General features: G+C 74.1%; 18 protein-coding genes. 8 read left to right on the top strand and 10 right to left on the bottom strand.

Annotated elements, in window-relative coordinates; genetic code table 11:
• Positions 1–171 precede the first annotated feature (171 nt).
• A complete protein-coding gene (locus tag O2W18_RS13115; RefSeq protein ID WP_269187965.1) occupies positions 172–1,089 on the top strand; it encodes a 3-methyladenine DNA glycosylase in 918 nt (305 codons plus the stop codon).
• Between the two features lie 15 nt (positions 1,090–1,104).
• Here the strand turns inward: O2W18_RS13115 and O2W18_RS13110 are convergent, their stop codons facing one another.
• A complete protein-coding gene (locus O2W18_RS13110; RefSeq protein WP_269187964.1) occupies positions 1,105–1,266 on the bottom strand; it encodes a hypothetical protein in 162 nt (53 codons plus the stop codon).
• 94 nt (positions 1,267–1,360) lie between these two features.
• Between O2W18_RS13110 and O2W18_RS13105 the strand changes: the two genes are divergently transcribed.
• Complete coding sequence (locus tag O2W18_RS13105) at positions 1,361–2,200, top strand: tyrosine-protein phosphatase (RefSeq protein ID WP_269187963.1); 840 nt, start codon at positions 1,361–1,363, stop codon at positions 2,198–2,200.
• A gap of 206 nt (positions 2,201–2,406) precedes the next feature.
• On the opposite strand, the gene O2W18_RS13100 is transcribed toward O2W18_RS13105, so the two are convergent.
• Positions 2,407–2,562: a hypothetical protein gene (locus O2W18_RS13100; RefSeq protein WP_156119173.1), complete on the bottom strand. Its 156-nt coding sequence runs from the start codon at positions 2,560–2,562 to the stop codon at positions 2,407–2,409.
• A 278-nt stretch (positions 2,563–2,840) separates the two neighbouring features.
• The gene (locus tag O2W18_RS13095; protein ID WP_269187962.1) at positions 2,841–4,556 is read right to left on the bottom strand and encodes a phosphoenolpyruvate--protein phosphotransferase; all 1,716 of its coding nucleotides are present in this window, start codon (positions 4,554–4,556) and stop codon (positions 2,841–2,843) included.
• 225 nt (positions 4,557–4,781) lie between these two features.
• On the opposite strand from O2W18_RS13095, the gene O2W18_RS13090 reads away from it, so the two are divergent.
• Genes O2W18_RS13090 through O2W18_RS13075 form a run of 4 tightly spaced genes read left to right on the top strand, consistent with a single transcriptional unit; the run spans position 4,782 to position 9,061 of the window.
• Entirely contained in the window at positions 4,782–5,549 is a 768-nt protein-coding gene (locus O2W18_RS13090) for a DeoR/GlpR family DNA-binding transcription regulator (RefSeq protein WP_269158121.1), read from the top strand.
• Positions 5,546–6,568 (top strand): 1-phosphofructokinase family hexose kinase, encoded by a 1,023-nt coding sequence (locus O2W18_RS13085; protein WP_269187961.1) that lies wholly within the window; start codon positions 5,546–5,548, stop codon positions 6,566–6,568. Before O2W18_RS13090 ends, O2W18_RS13085 begins: the two co-directional genes overlap by 4 nt.
• Before the next feature lie 20 nt (positions 6,569–6,588).
• On the top strand, positions 6,589–8,766 hold the full coding sequence (locus O2W18_RS13080) for a PTS fructose transporter subunit IIABC (protein WP_269187960.1): 2,178 nt from the start codon (positions 6,589–6,591) through the stop codon (positions 8,764–8,766).
• Positions 8,767–8,800: 34 nt separating this feature from the next.
• Positions 8,801–9,061 carry an HPr family phosphocarrier protein gene (locus O2W18_RS13075; RefSeq protein WP_269170237.1) on the top strand — a complete coding sequence of 87 codons (261 nt, stop codon included), beginning with the start codon at positions 8,801–8,803 and terminating at the stop codon, positions 9,059–9,061.
• A 98-nt stretch (positions 9,062–9,159) separates the two neighbouring features.
• Here O2W18_RS13075 and O2W18_RS13070 read toward each other — a convergent pair whose 3' ends face one another.
• The 7 genes from O2W18_RS13070 to pdhA form a co-directional block, all read right to left on the bottom strand.
• Positions 9,160–9,792: a flavodoxin family protein gene (locus tag O2W18_RS13070; protein ID WP_269187959.1), complete on the bottom strand. Its 633-nt coding sequence runs from the start codon at positions 9,790–9,792 to the stop codon at positions 9,160–9,162.
• A gap of 101 nt (positions 9,793–9,893) precedes the next feature.
• Positions 9,894–10,355: an SRPBCC family protein gene (locus O2W18_RS13065; RefSeq protein WP_269187958.1), complete on the bottom strand. Its 462-nt coding sequence runs from the start codon at positions 10,353–10,355 to the stop codon at positions 9,894–9,896.
• Positions 10,356–10,453: 98 nt separating this feature from the next.
• Positions 10,454–10,927 carry a hypothetical protein gene (locus tag O2W18_RS13060; protein WP_269187957.1) on the bottom strand — a complete coding sequence of 158 codons (474 nt, stop codon included), beginning with the start codon at positions 10,925–10,927 and terminating at the stop codon, positions 10,454–10,456.
• Positions 10,928–11,008: 81 nt separating this feature from the next.
• Complete coding sequence (locus O2W18_RS13055) at positions 11,009–12,205, bottom strand: AGE family epimerase/isomerase (RefSeq protein WP_269187956.1); 1,197 nt, start codon at positions 12,203–12,205, stop codon at positions 11,009–11,011.
• A 2-nt stretch (positions 12,206–12,207) separates the two neighbouring features.
• Positions 12,208–13,686 (bottom strand): dihydrolipoamide acetyltransferase family protein, encoded by a 1,479-nt coding sequence (locus tag O2W18_RS13050; RefSeq protein ID WP_269187955.1) that lies wholly within the window; start codon positions 13,684–13,686, stop codon positions 12,208–12,210.
• Positions 13,686–14,663 carry an alpha-ketoacid dehydrogenase subunit beta gene (locus O2W18_RS13045; protein WP_269187954.1) on the bottom strand — a complete coding sequence of 326 codons (978 nt, stop codon included), beginning with the start codon at positions 14,661–14,663 and terminating at the stop codon, positions 13,686–13,688. The genes O2W18_RS13050 and O2W18_RS13045 overlap by 1 nt, the downstream gene beginning before the upstream one ends.
• Positions 14,660–15,799, bottom strand: a complete 1,140-nt coding sequence (pdhA, locus tag O2W18_RS13040; protein WP_269187953.1) for a pyruvate dehydrogenase (acetyl-transferring) E1 component subunit alpha — start codon at positions 15,797–15,799, stop codon at positions 14,660–14,662. The genes O2W18_RS13045 and pdhA overlap by 4 nt, the downstream gene beginning before the upstream one ends.
• Before the next feature lie 215 nt (positions 15,800–16,014).
• On the opposite strand from pdhA, the gene O2W18_RS13035 reads away from it, so the two are divergent.
• Both O2W18_RS13035 and O2W18_RS13030 read left to right on the top strand, forming a co-directional pair.
• On the top strand, positions 16,015–16,506 hold the full coding sequence (locus tag O2W18_RS13035) for an Lrp/AsnC family transcriptional regulator (RefSeq protein ID WP_269187952.1): 492 nt from the start codon (positions 16,015–16,017) through the stop codon (positions 16,504–16,506).
• A gap of 7 nt (positions 16,507–16,513) precedes the next feature.
• Positions 16,514–16,855 (top strand): hypothetical protein, encoded by a 342-nt coding sequence (locus O2W18_RS13030; RefSeq protein ID WP_269187951.1) that lies wholly within the window; start codon positions 16,514–16,516, stop codon positions 16,853–16,855.
• The last annotated feature ends 10 nt before the right edge of the window (positions 16,856–16,865 follow it).

The raw sequence follows: 16,865 nt of genomic DNA, 5'->3' as shown, positions 1-16,865 counted from the left end.
TCCTCGGTGCGCCGCCGGCCGCCGTCGGGCCGGTCTGTCGGACGCACTCCTCACGGTGCCGCCGGACAGCGGCCGGCACAGGTGCCTGGGTGCACGACTTCTCCCCGCCGGTGCACGGCCGAGCGGTGACAGGTGTCAGGGGTCCGCGCTGCACGCGCCTACCCTGGGCCGGTGCTCCCGCTGCTCGCCCCTGCTCCGACGGTGCTGCCGGAGGCGGCGTGGGCGACCCGGGCTGCGGCCCACCAGCAGCGGATGGACACCTGGCTGGCGCCGCACCAGGAGCGCCGCCGGGCCGGGGTCGCGCACCCGGTGCTGGACTTCCTCTTCACCTACTACTCCGAGACGCCGGGCCGGCTGCGCCGGTGGCACCCGGGGGTCGGCGAAGTGCTGACCGGCGCGGCCGCCGCCGAGCGGCTGGGCTGGCCGTTCTACGCGGAGGTCGACGCCCGGGACGCCGCGGGAGAGCCGGTGCGCGGGGTCGGGCTCGACGTGCCGACGTTCCTGGCCAAGCGGCGGGCGTCGGTCGGCTGGGTCGAGGGTCTGCTGCGCGGGACGGCCGGCCGGCCGGGCCAGTTCGGCTGCTTCGGGATGCACGAGTGGGCGATGCTCTACCGGCCGGGCGAGGGCGAGGTGCGGCACGAGCAGCTGCCGCTGCGGCTGGGGCAGGCCGGCACCGACGCCGTCGTCGAGTCGCACCGGGTGCAGTGCAGCCACATCGACGCGTTCCGGTTCTTCACCCGCGCCGGTGCCCCGCGGAACACGCTGACGCCGACCCGGGAGACCCAGCAGCAGCTGGAGCAGCCGGGCTGCCTGCACGCCACGATGGACCTCTACAAGTGGGCCTACAAGCTCAGCCCCGCGGTGCCCGGCGAGCTGCTGGCCGACTGCTTCGCGCTGGCCACCGACGTCCGCGAGCTGGACATGCGCGCCTCCCCGTACGACCTCACGAGCCATGGGTACGCACCCGTCGCGGTGGAGACGCCGGAGGGCAAGGCCGAGTACGGCACCGCCCAGCGCGCCTTCGCCGATCGCGGCGCCGTGCTGCGGACGCGGCTGCTGGCCGTCTGTGCCGCCCTGCTCGGCGCCTGACGGGCCCTTTCCCAGTCAGCCGAAGAAGGCTGGCGGGACGTCCTCGGTCGGCGACCCCGGCCGTTTCCCGCACCGGCGGCACACCTTCTGCGCCGGGCCGCGGACCCGCTCGTCGACCGGGTGCGCGGACACGTAAGCGTGGAGCCCCAGCCGGCACCGCAGGTCCTTGCTGGCCATGGTGTGACGCTAGGACGGGAGGCTGCGGCAGTCCAGGGGATGGGCCACCGGGCACGGGCTGCCTGCGGGCCGAGGAGCCTCTACCGTCGGAGGGGTGACCTCCACCCGCACCGACCGCTGGCTGCACCTGGACGGGACGACGAACACCCGTGACCTGGGCGGGCTGCCCACCACCGACGGCGGGACGACGCAGTTCGGCCGGGTCCTGCGCAGCGACAACCTGCAGACCCTCAGCGCGGCCGACGTCTCCGCGCTGGTCGAGGAGGTGGGGCTGACCGAGGTCGTCGACCTGCGGACCACCGCCGAGATCCTGCTGGAGGGGCGGAGCCCGCTGCGCGACGTCGAGACGGTCACCCACCGGCACTTCACCCTGCTGCCCGAGCGGGGGATGCGCACGGACGTCTTCGCCGCCGAGGAGAGCGACGAGGAGATCCGGGCGCAGCTGCCGGCCGACTGGGCGGAGTCGCTGCTCCCCCGCCAGGTCGCGCCCGGGGACGAGGGCGAGCCGCCCGCCGTCCGCTCCTACCTCGGCTACCTGTCCGACGGCACCGACAACGTGCTGGCCGCGGTCCGGTCACTGGCCGCCGGCGGCCCCGGCGCGGCTGTGGTGCACTGCGCCGCGGGCAAGGACCGGACCGGCGTGGTCTGCGCGCTGGCGCTCGCCGTGGCCGGGGTGACGCCGGAGGCGATCATCGCCGACTACGCGCAGACCGCCGAGATCATCGACGCACTCGTCGCCAAGCTGGCCAGCAGCCCCACCTACGCCGAGGACATGACCCGGCGCGACGTCGCCAGCCACACCCCGCGGGCGGAGTCGATGCGCCGGGTGCTGGAGATCCTCGACGAGCGCTGGGGCGGCCCGGTCGGCTGGCTGGAGCAGCACGGCTTCGGCGCCGACGAGCAGGCAGCCCTGCGGTCCCGCCTCCGCGACTAGGGACGCGTACAGCATTCAGCGTGGCTCTTGCGCACTTCTGCGCGCCCTGGTGGCCGTGCAGCACCGCTAGAGCGCCGGCGGCACCGCAAGAGCGTCACCGACAGGGTCCCTGAGCGCCCCACACAGCAGAGGACCCCGGCTCCCATGGGAGTCCGGGGTCACGGTGCGTGCCTGCGTCCGCCCTCGTCGTCGAGGACGGTGGGTCGTCAGCGCAGGACGTTGTTGAACTGGCTGCTGTTGGCCAGGGTCAGCAGCTCGTCGCGCATCGCGGGGCTGCTGGTGCGGGCGACGGCGGCATCCACTGCCCGCCGCGTACGCGACGCCTGCCGACGCTGACGCCAGCTGGAGGTCACGCTGCTCATGTCACTGCCTTCTTCCGGGGGTCCTGAGTGGGTGTTACGCCTGTATTAAACCAGGCAAGGCGACATCTATTCCAACGGATCTAAGGCCGTGTCGCTGAAGGTTCCGACGAAATCTTCACTCGAAGGGGGTACCGGCCATGGATCCTTCACCCAGGCGCCACTTGTCCAGCACCAACGGAGTGCAGTCGGTCACCTCCGCTGGGTGAGCGCCCTCACCCGGAGACGACGGCGCCCCGCCGGTCCGTTGCGGACCGACGGGGCGCTGAGCTGACCCCGCATCAGCCGGCGGCGAGCACCTCACGCACCGCAGCGCGCGCGGACTGCGGGTCGGCCGCGGCGAGGGCGGCCTCGGCAGCCCGCTGACACGTCGCCAGGTCCACCGTCGCCAGTCGTGCGCCCACCCCGGCCACCGACGAGGCGGCGCAGGACAGCGAGGTGATCCCCATGCCGACCAGCACGCACGCCAGCATCGGGTCGGCGGCCGCCTCGCCGCAGACCCCCACGGCCTTCCCGGCGCGCTGACCGGCCGCCGCGGTCGCCTGCACGAGCGCCAGCAGCGCTGGCTGCCACGGGTCGGTCAGGTCGGCCAGGTCGGCGGAGAGCCGGTCGGCGGCGAGGGTGTACTGCGACAGGTCGTTGGTGCCGATCGACAGGAAGTCCAGGTGCTCCAGGAACCGGTCGGCGAGCACGGCGACCGAGGGCACCTCCACCATGACGCCCGGCACCATGCCCCGCTCCCGCACCTGGGCAGCGAACTCCGCCGCCTCGGCCACGGTGGCCACCATCGGGGCCATCACCCACGGCTCGGCACCGGTACGACTCGCCGCCTGGGCGACCGCGTCCAGCTGGTGGGTGAGCAGGCCGGGGTCGCGGCGGGCGGTGCGCAGCCCGCGGACGCCGAGGGCCGGGTTGGCCTCGTTCGGCGGGGTGGCGAACGGCAGCGGCTTGTCCGAGCCGGCGTCCAGCGTGCGGAGCACCACCTTCCCGCCGGGGAAGGCCTCGAAGACGCCCGCGTAGATGTCCGCCTGCTCCTCGACCGTCGGCTCCTCGGTGCGGCCGAAGAAGGCGAGCTCGGTGCGGAGCAGGCCGACCCCCTCGGCGTGCGCGGCCGCCGCGGCCCGGGCGCCGGCGCCGTCCTGCACGTTGGCCAGCACCTGGACGAGGTGACCGTCGCGGGTCGTGCCCGGGCCGCGGTACCCGGCGAGCGCGGCAGCGGCCTCCTGTGCGGCGGCGACCCGGGTGCGGGCCTCCTCCGGGTCGGGGTCGACGGTGACGGTGCCCTGCTCGCCGTCGACGAGCACGAACGACCCCTCGGGGACGTCGGAGAGCCCGCCGACGCCCACCACGCACGGCAGCCCGAGCTGGCGCGCGATGATCGCGGTGTGGCTCGTGGCACCGCCCAGCCGGGTGGCCAGCGCGATGATCCGGGAGGGGTCCAGGCCGGCGGTGTCGGCCGGGGCGAGGTCGTCGGCCAGCAGCACCGATGGCGTCTCCGGCGCGGGGACCCCCGGCTCCCCCTGGCCGGTCAGCTCGGCGACGATCCGGTCCCGGACGTCGCGCACGTCGGTGGCCCGCTCCGCCATCACGCCGCCCAGGCCGACGAACAGGTCGACGAACTGTGCCGCGGCGCCCACGGTGGCGGCCTCCGCCGAGGAGCCGTCGCCGATGCGCTGCTCCACGGCCGAGAGCAGCCCCCGGTCGCGGGCCAGCTGGGCCGTGGTGTTCAGCACCTCGGCGCTCACCCCGGTCGCCGCCGAAGCCCGGGAGGCCAGCCGCGCGGCCACCGCGTCGGCCGCCGTGGTGAACCGTTCCTTCTCGGCTCCGCGCTGCTGCTCCGGGACGACAGGGCCCTCGGCGGGCGGCAGCTCGACGGACCCGACGGGACGCACGACCGGGCCGGCGGCCACGCCGGGGACCACCGGCGTCCCGGTGAAGACGGTCGCCCCCGTCAGGGCGTCCGGGGAGAGCCGGGTTCCGGTCGGCGTGGTGGACATCGGGACCTCACTGTCTGCTCGGGCTGGGCGGGGTTCGTGCCGCCGGCGAGCTCCGTCGTAGGTGACTGGGGCGACGCAACGACAATGGTGCATCCGGTGATCAGAGTCACCGCGAAGCCTTGACTTGTCAACTGATCCCACGTAGAACAACATGAAAGCAATGCCATATCCACACGATCGGACATCAACCGGTCGTGGCAGCGCAGCACGACCCCGGGGGTGAGCATGTACGCGGAGGAGCGTCAGCAGGCGATCGCCGGCCTGGTCACCCAGCGCGGCCGGGTTGCGGTGACCGCGGTCGCCGAGCACTTCGGGGTGACCACGGAGACGGTCCGCCGCGACCTCGCCCTCCTCGAACGCGCCGGGATGCTGCGCCGGGTGCACGGCGGCGCCGTGCCGATCGGGACGCTGACTGCGGTGGAGCCCGCGCTCGGGGTGCGACGCGGCACCCGCACCGAGGCCAAGCGCCGGATCGCCACCGCGGCGCTGGCCCTCCTCCCGCCCGCCAACGGCAGCCTCATCCTGGACGGCGGCAGCTCGACGGCGGCCCTGGCCGAGCTGCTGCCCGGCGACCGCCCGCTGGTCGCCGCCACCAACTCCGTGCCGATCGCCGCCCGGCTCTCCGGGTCCCCGGGCATCACCCTGCACGTGCTCGGCGGGCGGGTCCGCGGGATCACCCAGTCCGCGGTCGGGGAGTCCACCGTCGCTGCGCTCACCGACCTGCGGGCCGACATCGTCTTCCTGGGCACCAACGGGATCAGCGCGGGGTACGGCTTCTCGACCCCCGACGAGGCCGAGGCCACGGTCAAGCGTGCGATGGCGCGCGCCGGGCAGCGGGTCGTGGTGCTCGGCGACAGCAGCAAGCTGGGCCGTGAGCACCTGGTGCGTTTCGCGGCCATCGAGGACGTCGACGTCCTGGTCACCGATGACGAGGCCGACCCGGCCGTCGTCGCCGAGCTCGAGTCACAGGGGATCGAGGTGCTCGTCGCATGAGGACGGAAGCCGCACCGGCTGGACGGGTGGTCACGCTGACCGCCAACCCGAGCCTGGACCGGACACTGGACCTGCCCGGCCCGCTGGACCGCGGGGCGGTGACCCGGCTGGGCGCCAGCCACACCGAACCCGGTGGCAAGGGCGTCAACGTCTCCCGCGCCGTGGCCGCAGCCGGGGCCGAGGTCGTCTCGGTGCTCCCGGCCGCCGACGACGACCTGATCGTGCGGACCCTGCGGGAGCTCGGTCTGACCCTGGCGAGCGTGCCCATCGACAGCCCGGTGCGCACGAACTACACCCTCACCGAGCCCGACGGGATCACCACCAAGCTCAACGAGCCCGGCGCCCGGCTGGACGAGCCGGCGCTCGAGGCGCTGCAGCGTGCCCTCCTCGACCACGCCCGCACCGCCGACTGGGTCGTGCTGTCCGGCTCGCTGCCCCCGGGGGCGCCCCGCGACTGGTACGCCACCCTGGTCCGCGCGCTCCGCAGCACGGGCGCCCGGATCGCCGTCGACACCTCCGAGGAACCGCTGCTGGCCCTGCTGGCCGCCGGCCCGGACTCGGTCCCCGACCTGCTCAAGCCCAACACCGAGGAGCTGGCCCAGCTGGCCGGCCTGCCCGAGGAGGCTGTGACCAGCGACCCCGAGGCCGCGCTTGCCGCGGTCGCCGCGCTGCACCGGCGGGGCGTGGCCGAGGTGCTGCTGACCCTCGGTGCCGACGGGGCTCTGCTCTCCACCGCCGACGGGGGGCTCTGGTCGGCCCGCCCGCCGCGGGTCACCGTCCGCAGCACGGTCGGCGCCGGCGACTGCAGCCTCGCCGGGTACCTGCTGGCCGACCTCGCCGGTGCCGCACCGGCCGACCGGCTGCGGTCGGCGGTGGCCTACGGCGCCGCCAGCGCCGCGCTGCCCGGCTCCGCCGTGCCGACGCCCGGACAGGTGGACCCCGCCGGGGTCACCGTCACCGCCGGACTGCCCGGCCACCCGACTCCCGCCGAGGCCGCCCCGGCCGCCGGCGCCCGCTGAGAACACCCGGGAGACGCACCATGTCCGCACTCATCACGACCGAACTGGTGGCGCTCGACGCCGACCTCGGTCACGACAAGGGATCCGTCGTCCGGCAGCTGGCCGGCCTGGTCGCCGCCAGTGGCCGGGCCACCGGCGCCGACGACCTGCACGCCGATGCGATGGCCCGGGAGGCGAAGGCCGCCACCGGGCTGCCCGGCGGAATCGCGATCCCGCACTGCCGCTCCGCTGCCGTGACCCAGGCGTCGCTGGCCTTCGCCCGGCTGGACCCGAAGGTGGACTTCGGCGCGCCCGACGGCCCGGCCGACCTCGCCTTCCTCATCGCGGCACCCGAGCACGGCGACGCCGACCACCTGACGCTGCTCACCGCGCTGGCCCGGGCGCTCGTCCGCCCGGAGTTCGTGGCCTCGCTGCGGGCGGCCGGCAGCGCCGAGGAGGTCGTCGGCCTGGTGCAGGACGTCGTCTCCCCGCCGGAAGCACCGGCCCCGCAGACCACCGGCGGCGCCACCACCGCCGCTGCGTCGGCGCCCACCCCGGCAGCGGCGCCCGCCTCAGCAGCGGAGCCCGCCCCGACGGGCACCCGCAGCATCGTCGCGGTCAGCGCCTGCCCCACGGGCATCGCGCACACCTACATGGCCGCCGACAAGCTCACCGCCGCGGCGAAGGAGATGGGCGTCGAGCTGCACGTGGAGACCCAGGGCTCCTCGGGCTCGACCCCGCTGGACCCCGCGGTGATCAGCCAGGCCGCCGCCGTCATCTTCGCCGTCGACGTCGGGGTCAAGGACCGCGAGCGCTTCGCCGGCAAGCCGCTGGTGCAGTCCGGGACGAAGCGGGCGATGAACGAGCCCGAGGTGATGATCCGCGAGGCCCTCGCCGCCGCCGACGACCCGAACGCCCGCCGGGTGCCGGGCGCCGCTGCGTCCGGGGCGGCGGCCGCCACCGGCACCAGCGACCGGCCGAGCACCGGCGCGGAGATCCGCCGCTGGCTGCTCACCGGCGTCAGCTACATGATCCCGTTCGTCGCCGCGGGCGGGCTGCTGATCGCACTGGGCTTCCTCTTCGGCGGCTACCAGATCGTCAACGTCGACCCGGCCACCGACGGCGCGCAGAGCTACGCGCTGAACTGGGCACTGAACAACAACTTCCTCAACCTGCCGAACGCCGAACCACTCGAGGGCCTCAACGACGGGTTCTGGGGCTACCTCGGAGCCCTGTGCACCGTGCTCGGCCAGGCCGCGTTCGGGTTCCTCGTCCCCGCGCTGGCCGGCTACATCGCCTACGCCATCGCCGACCGGCCCGGCATCGTGCCCGGCTTCGTCGTGGGCGCGGTCTCGCTCACCGTCGGCGCCGGCTTCCTCGGCGGCCTGGTGGGCGGCATCATCGCCGGCTTCGCGGCGCTGTGGATCAGCCGCTGGAAGCTGCCGGCCTTCGCCCGCGGTCTGCAGCCGGTCGTGATCATCCCGTTGCTCGCCACGTTCATCTCCAGCGGGCTCATGGTCGTCGTGCTGGGCCAGCCGCTGGCCGCCGCCCTCGAGGGGCTCGGTGACTTCCTCAACGGGCTGACCGGCGCCGCGACCATCGTGCTCGGGATCATCCTCGGCCTGATGATGTGCTTCGACCTGGGTGGCCCGGTGAACAAGGCGGCGTACGTCTTCGCCACCACCGGGCTGACCGCGGCCATCGCCGGCGAGGGCGGCCAGCAGCAGCTGGTCATCATGGCCACCGTCATGGCGGCCGGCATGGTGCCGCCGCTGGCCATGGCGCTGTCCAGCACCGTCCTCCGCCCGAAGCTGTACACCGCGGCCGAGCGGGACAACGGCAAGGCGGCCTGGCTGCTCGGCGCCTCGTTCATCTCCGAGGGCGCCATCCCCTTCGCCGCGGTCGACCCGCTGCGGGTCATCCCGTCGATGATGCTCGGTGGCGCGACCACCGGGGCAATCGTCGCCGGCCTCGGCCTGGAGCTGCAGGCTCCGCACGGCGGGTTCTTCGTCTGGTTCGCGATGAGCAACTGGGCGCTGTTCTTCCTCGCCGTCCTCGTCGGCGCGGTCGTCGGCGGCGTCACCGTCACCCTCGCCAAGAGCGTCGGCGGGACCAAACGGGGAGAGCCGCTGGCCAGCGACCTCACCGCTGACCTCGACGGGGACTCCGGCGCGGGCACCTCCCCGGCGCGCCCGGCCGTCGCCGGACCGGCACACTGACCCTCAGCACGCCGACCTCAGAAAGCAGGCACCGATGCCCTCCAAGACCGTGACCGTCGGCTCCGCCGTCGGACTGCACGCCCGTCCGGCGGCCCTGATCGCCGAGGCCGTCTCCAAGTCGGGGGTGCCGGTCACGCTGGCGACCCCCGGCGGGAACGCGGTCGACGCCGGTTCGCCGCTGATGATCATGACGCTCGGCGCCAAGCAGGGCACCGAGGTCGTCGTCGACAGCGACGACGAGGCGGTGCTCGACCGGATCGCCGACATGGTCGCCAGCGACCTCGACGCCGAGTAGACCCAGCACCGCACGACCTAGACCCAGCACCGCACGACGATGGCGCCCGTCCCCTCCGATGAGGGGACGGGCGCCATCGTCGTCCTGGGTGCGTCGGCTCAGGAGGCCGGCGGAAAGGGTGAGGCCTTCAGCAGCCGGGCCAGGTGCGCGGCGTTGCGGGCCACAGTGGCCGTCGTCGTGGCGGTCGCCTCCGGCGTCTCGTCGAGGTCCTGGTAGTCGGTGCCGTGCATCGCCTCGCCGTTCCAGTACGTGGCGCCCTGGGCCGGGACGGTGAACCCCACGTCGTCCAGCGCCTGGAACAGGTCGGCGCTGATCTTGTGCGCGCCGTCCTCGTTGCCCACGACGGCGACGATGCCGACCTTGCCGAACACCAGCGGACGCCCCTGGTCGTCGGTCTCGGAGATCTCGGCGTCCAGCCGCTCGACCACCCGCTGGGCCACGCTGCTCATGTGCCCGACCCAGGTCGGGGTGGCGAGCAGCAGGACGTCGGCGGCCAGGATCTTCTCCCGGATCGACGGCCAGGCGTCCCCGTCGCCCATGTCGACCTCGACGCCGGGCTTCACGTCGTGGTCGACCACACGGAGCAGCTCACCCTCGACGCCGTGCCCGACCAGGGCGTCGAGGACCTGGCGGGCGATCAGGTCGGTGCTGGAGGGTGCGGGCGAGGGCTTGAGGCTGCAGGTCAGCGCGAGTGCGCGCAGCGGGGTCGTCGTCGTCATGATCCAAGCCATGCCCCATCCGGTCGTGCAGTGCACATCGGATGAGGCCCCCGCGACGGCGCCCGCCTCCTCGAGGTGAGGAGCCGGGCACCGTAGTCAGGTCGCGGGCGAGGTCAGCCCTCGCGCGGCACGTCCCCGCGCCAGGCACCGGTCTCGGTGCCCCGGCTCTCGATGAACTCCTTGAACTTCTTCACGTCGGCGCTGATCTGCCGGTCGTCGACGCCGACGGCGGCGCCCACCTTCTCCACCAGGCCCTGCGGCTCCCAGTCCAGCTGGACCATGACCCGGGTGGTGTTGTCACTGATCTTGTGGAAGGTGACGACGCCGGCGTGCTGGGTCTCGCCGTCGGTGCTCTTCCAGGCCACCCGCTCGTCGGGGTGCTGCTCGGTGATCTCGGCGTCGAACTCGCGCTCGACCCCACCGATCTTGGTGACCCAGTGGGTGTGCCGGTCGTCGAGCTGGGTGATCCGCTCGACCCCGTTCATGAACTCCGGGAACGACTCGAACTGCGTCCACTGGTCGTAGACCTGCCGGATGGGCACGTCCACGTCGATCGACTTCTCCACGTTCGCCATGGGGAGCCTCCTCTTCTCGGGGTCTCGTACGTCCAGTCGCCCCTACCCGGTGGCGCACGTCGAACACACCCGGAGTGATCAGCCGCTCTCGTCGCGCGTCAGCGCCGGGTCGGGTGCCAGCGGGCCGTGAGCACGAGCATGCCCGTGAAGGCGAGCAGGGCACAGGCGCCCAGGGCCAGCACCAGCCAGCGGAGCCAGTCGAACGACTCGGGGAGGACCCGGACCGCGAGGCCGGGCACGAGCGCCAGGTACCAGGCGGTCGAGGCGATGCCCGACCAGCGCCCGGCCCGGATCACCCGCGGGTCGTCGGCGACCTCGGGATCGGCCCACGCACGCCGCAGGAAGCTCAGCGCGGCCAGCGCACAGATGAAGGCGGCCACCAGGACGAGCGCACCGAGCAGGCCGCCGGCGCCGTCCAGCGCCACCGCGACGGCCAGGAAGCCGAGGACGGCGAGCACCGCGACCGTGCCCGCAGCCAGCCCGATGCGGCGCCACCGGAGCAGGGTCGGCATCCCCAGCGGCTCCCGCAGCTGCTCGTGCCGAGCGGTCCGGCCGTTCCCTGCTCCGCTCATGGTCCAGCGCCTCCTCGGCGGTCACCCCGACGCCGGACGGCGCCATGATCGTGGTGCACCGTAGCGGGATCCCGCCCCGGGTCAGCGCGAGGCGAGGACGGCGGCGGCCACGCTGCCGCGCACCGGCCGCCCGGGCAGCAGGAGCATCTGTGCCAGGTGGTACGCATCCGGCTTGCCCGCCCAGGTGCCGCTACTCACCGCGCCCTCGGGGGTCAGCTCGTGATGCCAGCTGCCCACGGCCGGGTCCAGGAACAGCCGGTCGCCGAGCTCCTCCCACCGGTGCTGCAGCGACGCCGTGCGCGGATCGCCGTGCACGGCGTGGCGCACGGCCGCGGCGGCGACCGCCTCGGTGACCACCCAGTGCATCCGGGCGCCGACCACCGGCCGGTCGTCCCAGTCGAGCGTGTACGGGAAGCCCTCGTGGCCGTCGGCCGCCCAGCCCCGCTCGGCGGCGGCCAGGAACAGTCCGTCGGCGTCGGTCTGCAGCCAGCCGGGGGCGTGCTCGTCCAGCGCCGCGGCCAGGTGCAGACACAGCCGGGCCCACTCGAACTGGTGCCCGACGGTGACCCCGTACGGGCGGAACGGGTCGGCCGGACGGTCCCGGTTGAGCTCCGGCAGCGGCTCCCAGGACGCGGTGAAGTGCTCGGGCAGCCGCCAGTCCCGCTCCCGGGCCCACCCGTGCACGATCCGCTCGGTCGCCCGCAGGGCACGGGCCCGCAGCCGGGCCGCCGCGCCGGGGTCGGTGGGCGCCAGCGCGTCGGCCGCCGCGAGGGTCGACTCGACCCCGTGCATGTTGGCGTTCGCGCCGCGGTAGTCCTCACCCGTGGCCCAGGTGCGGTCGAACGACTCGGCGGCCAGGCCCTCGTCGTCGTCCCAGAAGCGCTGCTCCCAGACCCCCAGCGCCTCCTCCAGCAGCTCCCGGCCGCCCGCGATGCCGGCCACGGTGGCGGTCGACCCGGCCAGCACCACGAAGGCGTGCACGTAGGCCGCCTTGCGGTCGTCGTCGGCGCCTGCCCCCACCGCGGATCGCCAGCCGCCGTGCTCCGCGTCGTGCAGCGGGCCCTCGCGCAGTGCGGCCACCCCGTGGGCGGCGAGCTCCTGGGCTCCCGGCTCGCCGACGAGCGCGCCGAGGCCGAAGACGTGCGTCATCCGGGCGCTGATCCAGGTCTCCACCGGCTTGTCGGCGAGCACCCGCCCGTCGTCGCCGAGGTAGCCGAACCCCCCGGGGACCCGGGAACCGGCGGCGAAGGACAGCAGGGGTCCGAGCTGGGTGCGCACCGTCAGAAGGTAAGGGCGGTGCCGGGGTCGTGCAGCAGCGCCCCCACGTCGGCCAGGAACCGGGAACCGAGCTCTCCGTCGACGATGCGGTGGTCGAAGGAGAGGGCCAGCTGGGTGACCTGCCGGGGCACGACCTTGCCCTTGTGCACCCAGGGCATCTGCCGGACGGCGCCGAAGGCCAGGATCGCCGACTCGCCGGGGTTGAGGATCGGCGTGCCGGTGTCGACGCCGAAGACGCCCACGTTGGTGATCGTGATCGTGCCGCCGGTCATCTCCGCGGGCTGGGTCTTCCCGGCCCGCGCGGTCTCGGTGAGCTCGCTGAGCGCGCCGGCCAGCTCGGCCAGCGACAGCCGGCCGGCGTCCTTGACGTTCGGCACGATCAGGCCCCGCGGGGTGGCGGCGGCGATGCCCAGGTTCACCGCGCCGTGGACGACGATCTCCTGGGCGGCCTCGTCCCAGGAGCTGTTGACCATCGGGTGCCGCTTCGCCGCCAGCAGCAGCGCCTTGGCCACGAACAGCAGCGGGCTGATCTTCACCCCGGCGAGCTCCGGCCGGGTGGTGAGTCGCTCCCGCAGCTTCATCGTGCGGGTGACGTCGACGGTGAGGAACTCGGTGACGTGCGGCGCCGTGAAGGCGCTGGCCACCATCGCTGCGGCGGTGTGCTTCCGCACCCCCTTGATCGGGATCCGGGTGTCACCGCTCCCGGCGACCTGAGGCTCGGCCGGCGGGGCGAGCGCGGCGTCCACGTCGGCGCGGGTGATCACCCCGCCCTCGCCGGTGCCGCGGACCGTGGTCAGGTCGATGCCGAGCTCCTTGGCGTACTTGCGCACCGGCGGCTTGGCCAGCGGGCGCAGGGCACCGCGGCCGGCGGTGGCGGACGACGCCGACGCCGCGGGGTCGGCGGGCCGGCGAGCCGCCGCCGCCTCGGCCGCGCGGGCGGCCTCCAGCCCACCGTGCCGGACCGGCTTGACCGTCGCGTCCGGGGCGGTGGCCAGCAACGGCGGCCGGTCGCCGCCGGAGCCGTAGTCGGCCTCGGGGAGGACCTGCGGTGCGGTGGCCCGGACGGCCGCGGCCTCGACCGGCTGACCGCGGCGGGGACGGCGCTTGGCCTCGGTGCTGCGCGGGCCGTACCCGACCAGCACCGCCGTCCGGCCGTTGGCGTTGGTCTCCCCGATCAGGCCGGAACCGGTGCCCTCGGCTGCCGGTGCCTCCGCGGCCGGGGCCGGGGCTGCGCCCCCACCGACGTCGATCGTGATGATCGGCGCGCCGACGTCGACCGTCGTCCCGGCGTCGAACAGCAGCTCGGTGACCGTGCCGGCGAACGGGCTGGGCAGCTCGACGGCGGCCTTCGCCGTCTCGACCTCGCACAGCGGCTGGTTGACGGTGACCGTGTCGCCCACGGCGACCAGCCAGGACAGGATCTCGCCCTCGGTCAGCCCCTCCCCGACGTCAGGCAGCTTGAACTGGCGCAGCTCGGCCATCAGAAGCCCATCGCTCGGTCGACGGCGTCGAGCACGCGGTCGAGGTCGGGGAGGTAGTCCTCTTCCATCTTCGACGGCGGGTACGGGGTGTCGTACCCGCCCACCCGCAGCACCGGCGCCTCCAGCGAGTGGAAGCAGTGCTCGGTCACCCGGGCGACGATCTCCGCGCCCAGGCCGAGGGTCACCGGCGCCTCGTGCACGACCACGCAGCGGCCGGTGCGGCGGACCGACTCGTACACCGGGTCGAGGTCCAGCGGGGAGAGGGTGCGCAGGTCGACGACCTCCAGCGAGCGGCCCTCCTCGGCGGCGGCGTCGGCGGCCTGCAGCGCCGTCTTCACCATCGGCCCGTAGGCGAGCACCGTGACGTCGTCCCCGCCGCGGACCACCCGGGAGCCGAACAGCGGGTCGGGGGTGCCGTCCGGGTCGACGTCGCCCTTCTCCCAGTACCGCCGCTTGGGCTCGAGGAAGACGACCGGGTCGGGGGCGGCGATCGCCTGCTGGATGCCCCAGTACGCGTCGGCCGGGGTGCTGACCGCGACGACCTTCAGGCCGGCGGTGTGCGCGAAGTAGGCCTCGGGGCTCTCGCTGTGGTGCTCGACCGCGCCGATGCCACCCCCGAAGGGGATCCGGATGACGATCGGCATCGGCAGCCTGCCCCGGGACCGGGCGTGGATCTTGGCGACCTGGGTGACGATCTGGTTGTAGGCGGGGAAGACGAACCCGTCGAACTGGATCTCGCACACCGGCCGGTAGCCGCGCATCGCCAGGCCGACCGCGGTGCCGAGGATGCCGGCCTCGGCCAGCGGGGTGTCGACGACGCGGGCCTCCCCGAAGTCCTTCTGCAGGCCGTCGGTGATCCGGAAGACCCCGCCCAGCTTGCCGATGTCCTCCCCCATGAGCACGACCTTGCCGTCGTCCTCCATCGCCTTGCGCAGGCCGAGGTTGAGCGCCTTGCCGATGGTCAGCGTCTCGGTCACTGCTCCCCCTCGAACGAGGCGTGGTAAGCCACGAACTCCGCGCGCTGCTGGGCCAGCTCCGGGGTCTGCTCGGCGAAGACGTGGTCGAACATCTCCGTGCCCGCCGGGTCGGGCATCTCCACGGTGCCCTTCCGGATCCGGGCCGCGAGCTCGTCACCCTCGGCGTCGACCGCGGTGAAGAACTCGGGGCCGGCGATGCCGCTGCGGGACAGGTGCGCCTTGAGCCGGGCGATCGGGTCGCGCAGCTTCCACTCCTCCAGCTCGCCGGCCAGCCGGTACCGGGTCGGGTCGTCGGAGGTGGTGTGTGCGCCCATCCGGTAGGTGAACGCCTCGATGAAGGTGGGGCCGGAGCCCTCGCGGGCCGCGGCCAGCGCCGCCCGGGTCACGGCCAGCACGGCCAGGACGTCGTTGCCGTCGACCCGCACGCCGGGGAAGCCGAACCCGGCCGCCCGGTGGAACAGCGGGACCCGGGACTGCCGCTCGATCGGCGCGCTGATCGCGTACTGGTTGTTCTGGCAGAAGAAGACGACCGGCGCGGCGAAGGTCGAGGCCCAGATCATCGCCTCGTTCACCTCGCCCTGGCTGGTCGCGCCGTCGCCGAGGAAGGCCAGCGCCGCGTTCTCCGCGCCGTCGCGCTGCAGGCCCATGGCGTAGCCGGTGGCGTGCAGGGTCTGCGCGCCGATGACCACGGTGTAGAGGTTGAAGCTGCGGGCGATCGGGTCCCAGCCGCCCTGGTCGACCCCGCGGAACAGGCTCATCACGTGCAGCGGGTCGACGCCCCGGGTCCAGGCGACGCCGTGCTCCCGGTAGGTGGGGAAGGCCATGTCGCCCTTGGCGAGGGCCCGGCCGGCGCCGACCTGGGCCGCTTCCTGGCCGAGCAGCGAGGCCCAGATGCCGAGCTCGCCCTGGCGCTGGAGGGCGGTCGCCTCGGCGTCCCACCGGCGGACGAGGGCGAGGTCGCGGTAGAGGCCGCGCAGCTCGTCGTCGGAGATGTCCAGGCGGTAGTCGGGGTGCTCGACCCGCTCGCCCTCGGGGGTGAGCAGCTGGACCAGCTCCGGCTGGTCCGGCAGGTGTGGCGCGCCGGCGCCCGGTACGGGGTCGACCACCTCGGTGGTCTTCTGCTGCAACGCGGTCACGCCACTCTCCTCGCCGTCTCGCGGAGCCCGGGGTCACCGGAGCGCCCGTCGCTGGACGTCCACGCGGCGCCGGGGATGTGGCGCCACTCACACATGGTGGCACGCCGGACCGCGTGTGCAGAAGATCACTCGCCGACCGATCTGCGCAACCACCTCCAGCGCCGTTGCGCAGAAAGTCCACCGACCGCCCACCGATGCCTGTCAGACTGAGCAACGTGCCAGCCCTGGACGCCACCGACGCACGACTCCTCCTCGCCCTGTCCGAGGACCCGCGGGCCACCGTCCTCGCCCTCTCCCAGCAGCTCGGGCTGGCCCGCAACACCGTGCAGGCGCGGCTCGGCCGGCTCGAGTCCAGCGGCGTCCTGGACCCCTTCGAACGGCGGGTGCGGCCCGAGGCGCTGGGCTACCGGCTGGGCGCCTACGTCACCGTGCAGGTGGTCCAGCGCAGCCTGGCCGACGTCGGCGAGGCGCTGGCCGCGATCCCGGAGGTGCTGGAGGTCATCGGGCTGTCCGGGGTCGCCGACCTGCTGGTCCAGGTGGTGGCGGTCGATGCCGACGACCTGTGGCGGATCACCGAACAGGTGCTGGCCATCCCCGGCGTCCAGCGCACGGACACCAACCTGGCGCTGCGCCGGTTCGTCGACCACCGGATGACCCCGCTGCTGGAACGCGCCGCCGGGTCGCTGCCGGTCGCCGAGGTGGACTGAGGGCGCGGTGAGCCCGGAGGTCGTCGACCTGTTCGTCCGCACGCTCGCGGGCGAGGGCACGCGCGTCTCCCGGGGGCCGGGGCGGGACGAGGCGGTCGTCGAGGTCGCCGGCCGGACCCACCGGCTCTGGATCGCCCCCGGGACGCCGGACGGCTCCGACGAGGACGCCGAGCTGCTCTGGGGCCCCGGCGTCAGCGCGGTGGAGTCCGCCGCCCGGCTGATGCTGGTGCACTGGGACGAGTCACTGGCCACCCGGGAGCCGCACACCACCGGTTGGTGGACGTACCGGGGCGGCGGCTTCGACCCCGAGCCGCCCTGGGAGGTCCACCGCGCCGACCACCAGGGCTGATCCCTTCCGG

The organism is Modestobacter sp. VKM Ac-2983 (genome assembly GCF_026967885.1).
Lineage (GTDB): Bacteria > Actinomycetota > Actinomycetes > Mycobacteriales > Geodermatophilaceae > Modestobacter.
Note: the sequence above shows the minus strand (reverse complement) of the source record. Positions and strands in the feature narration are given on the sequence as shown.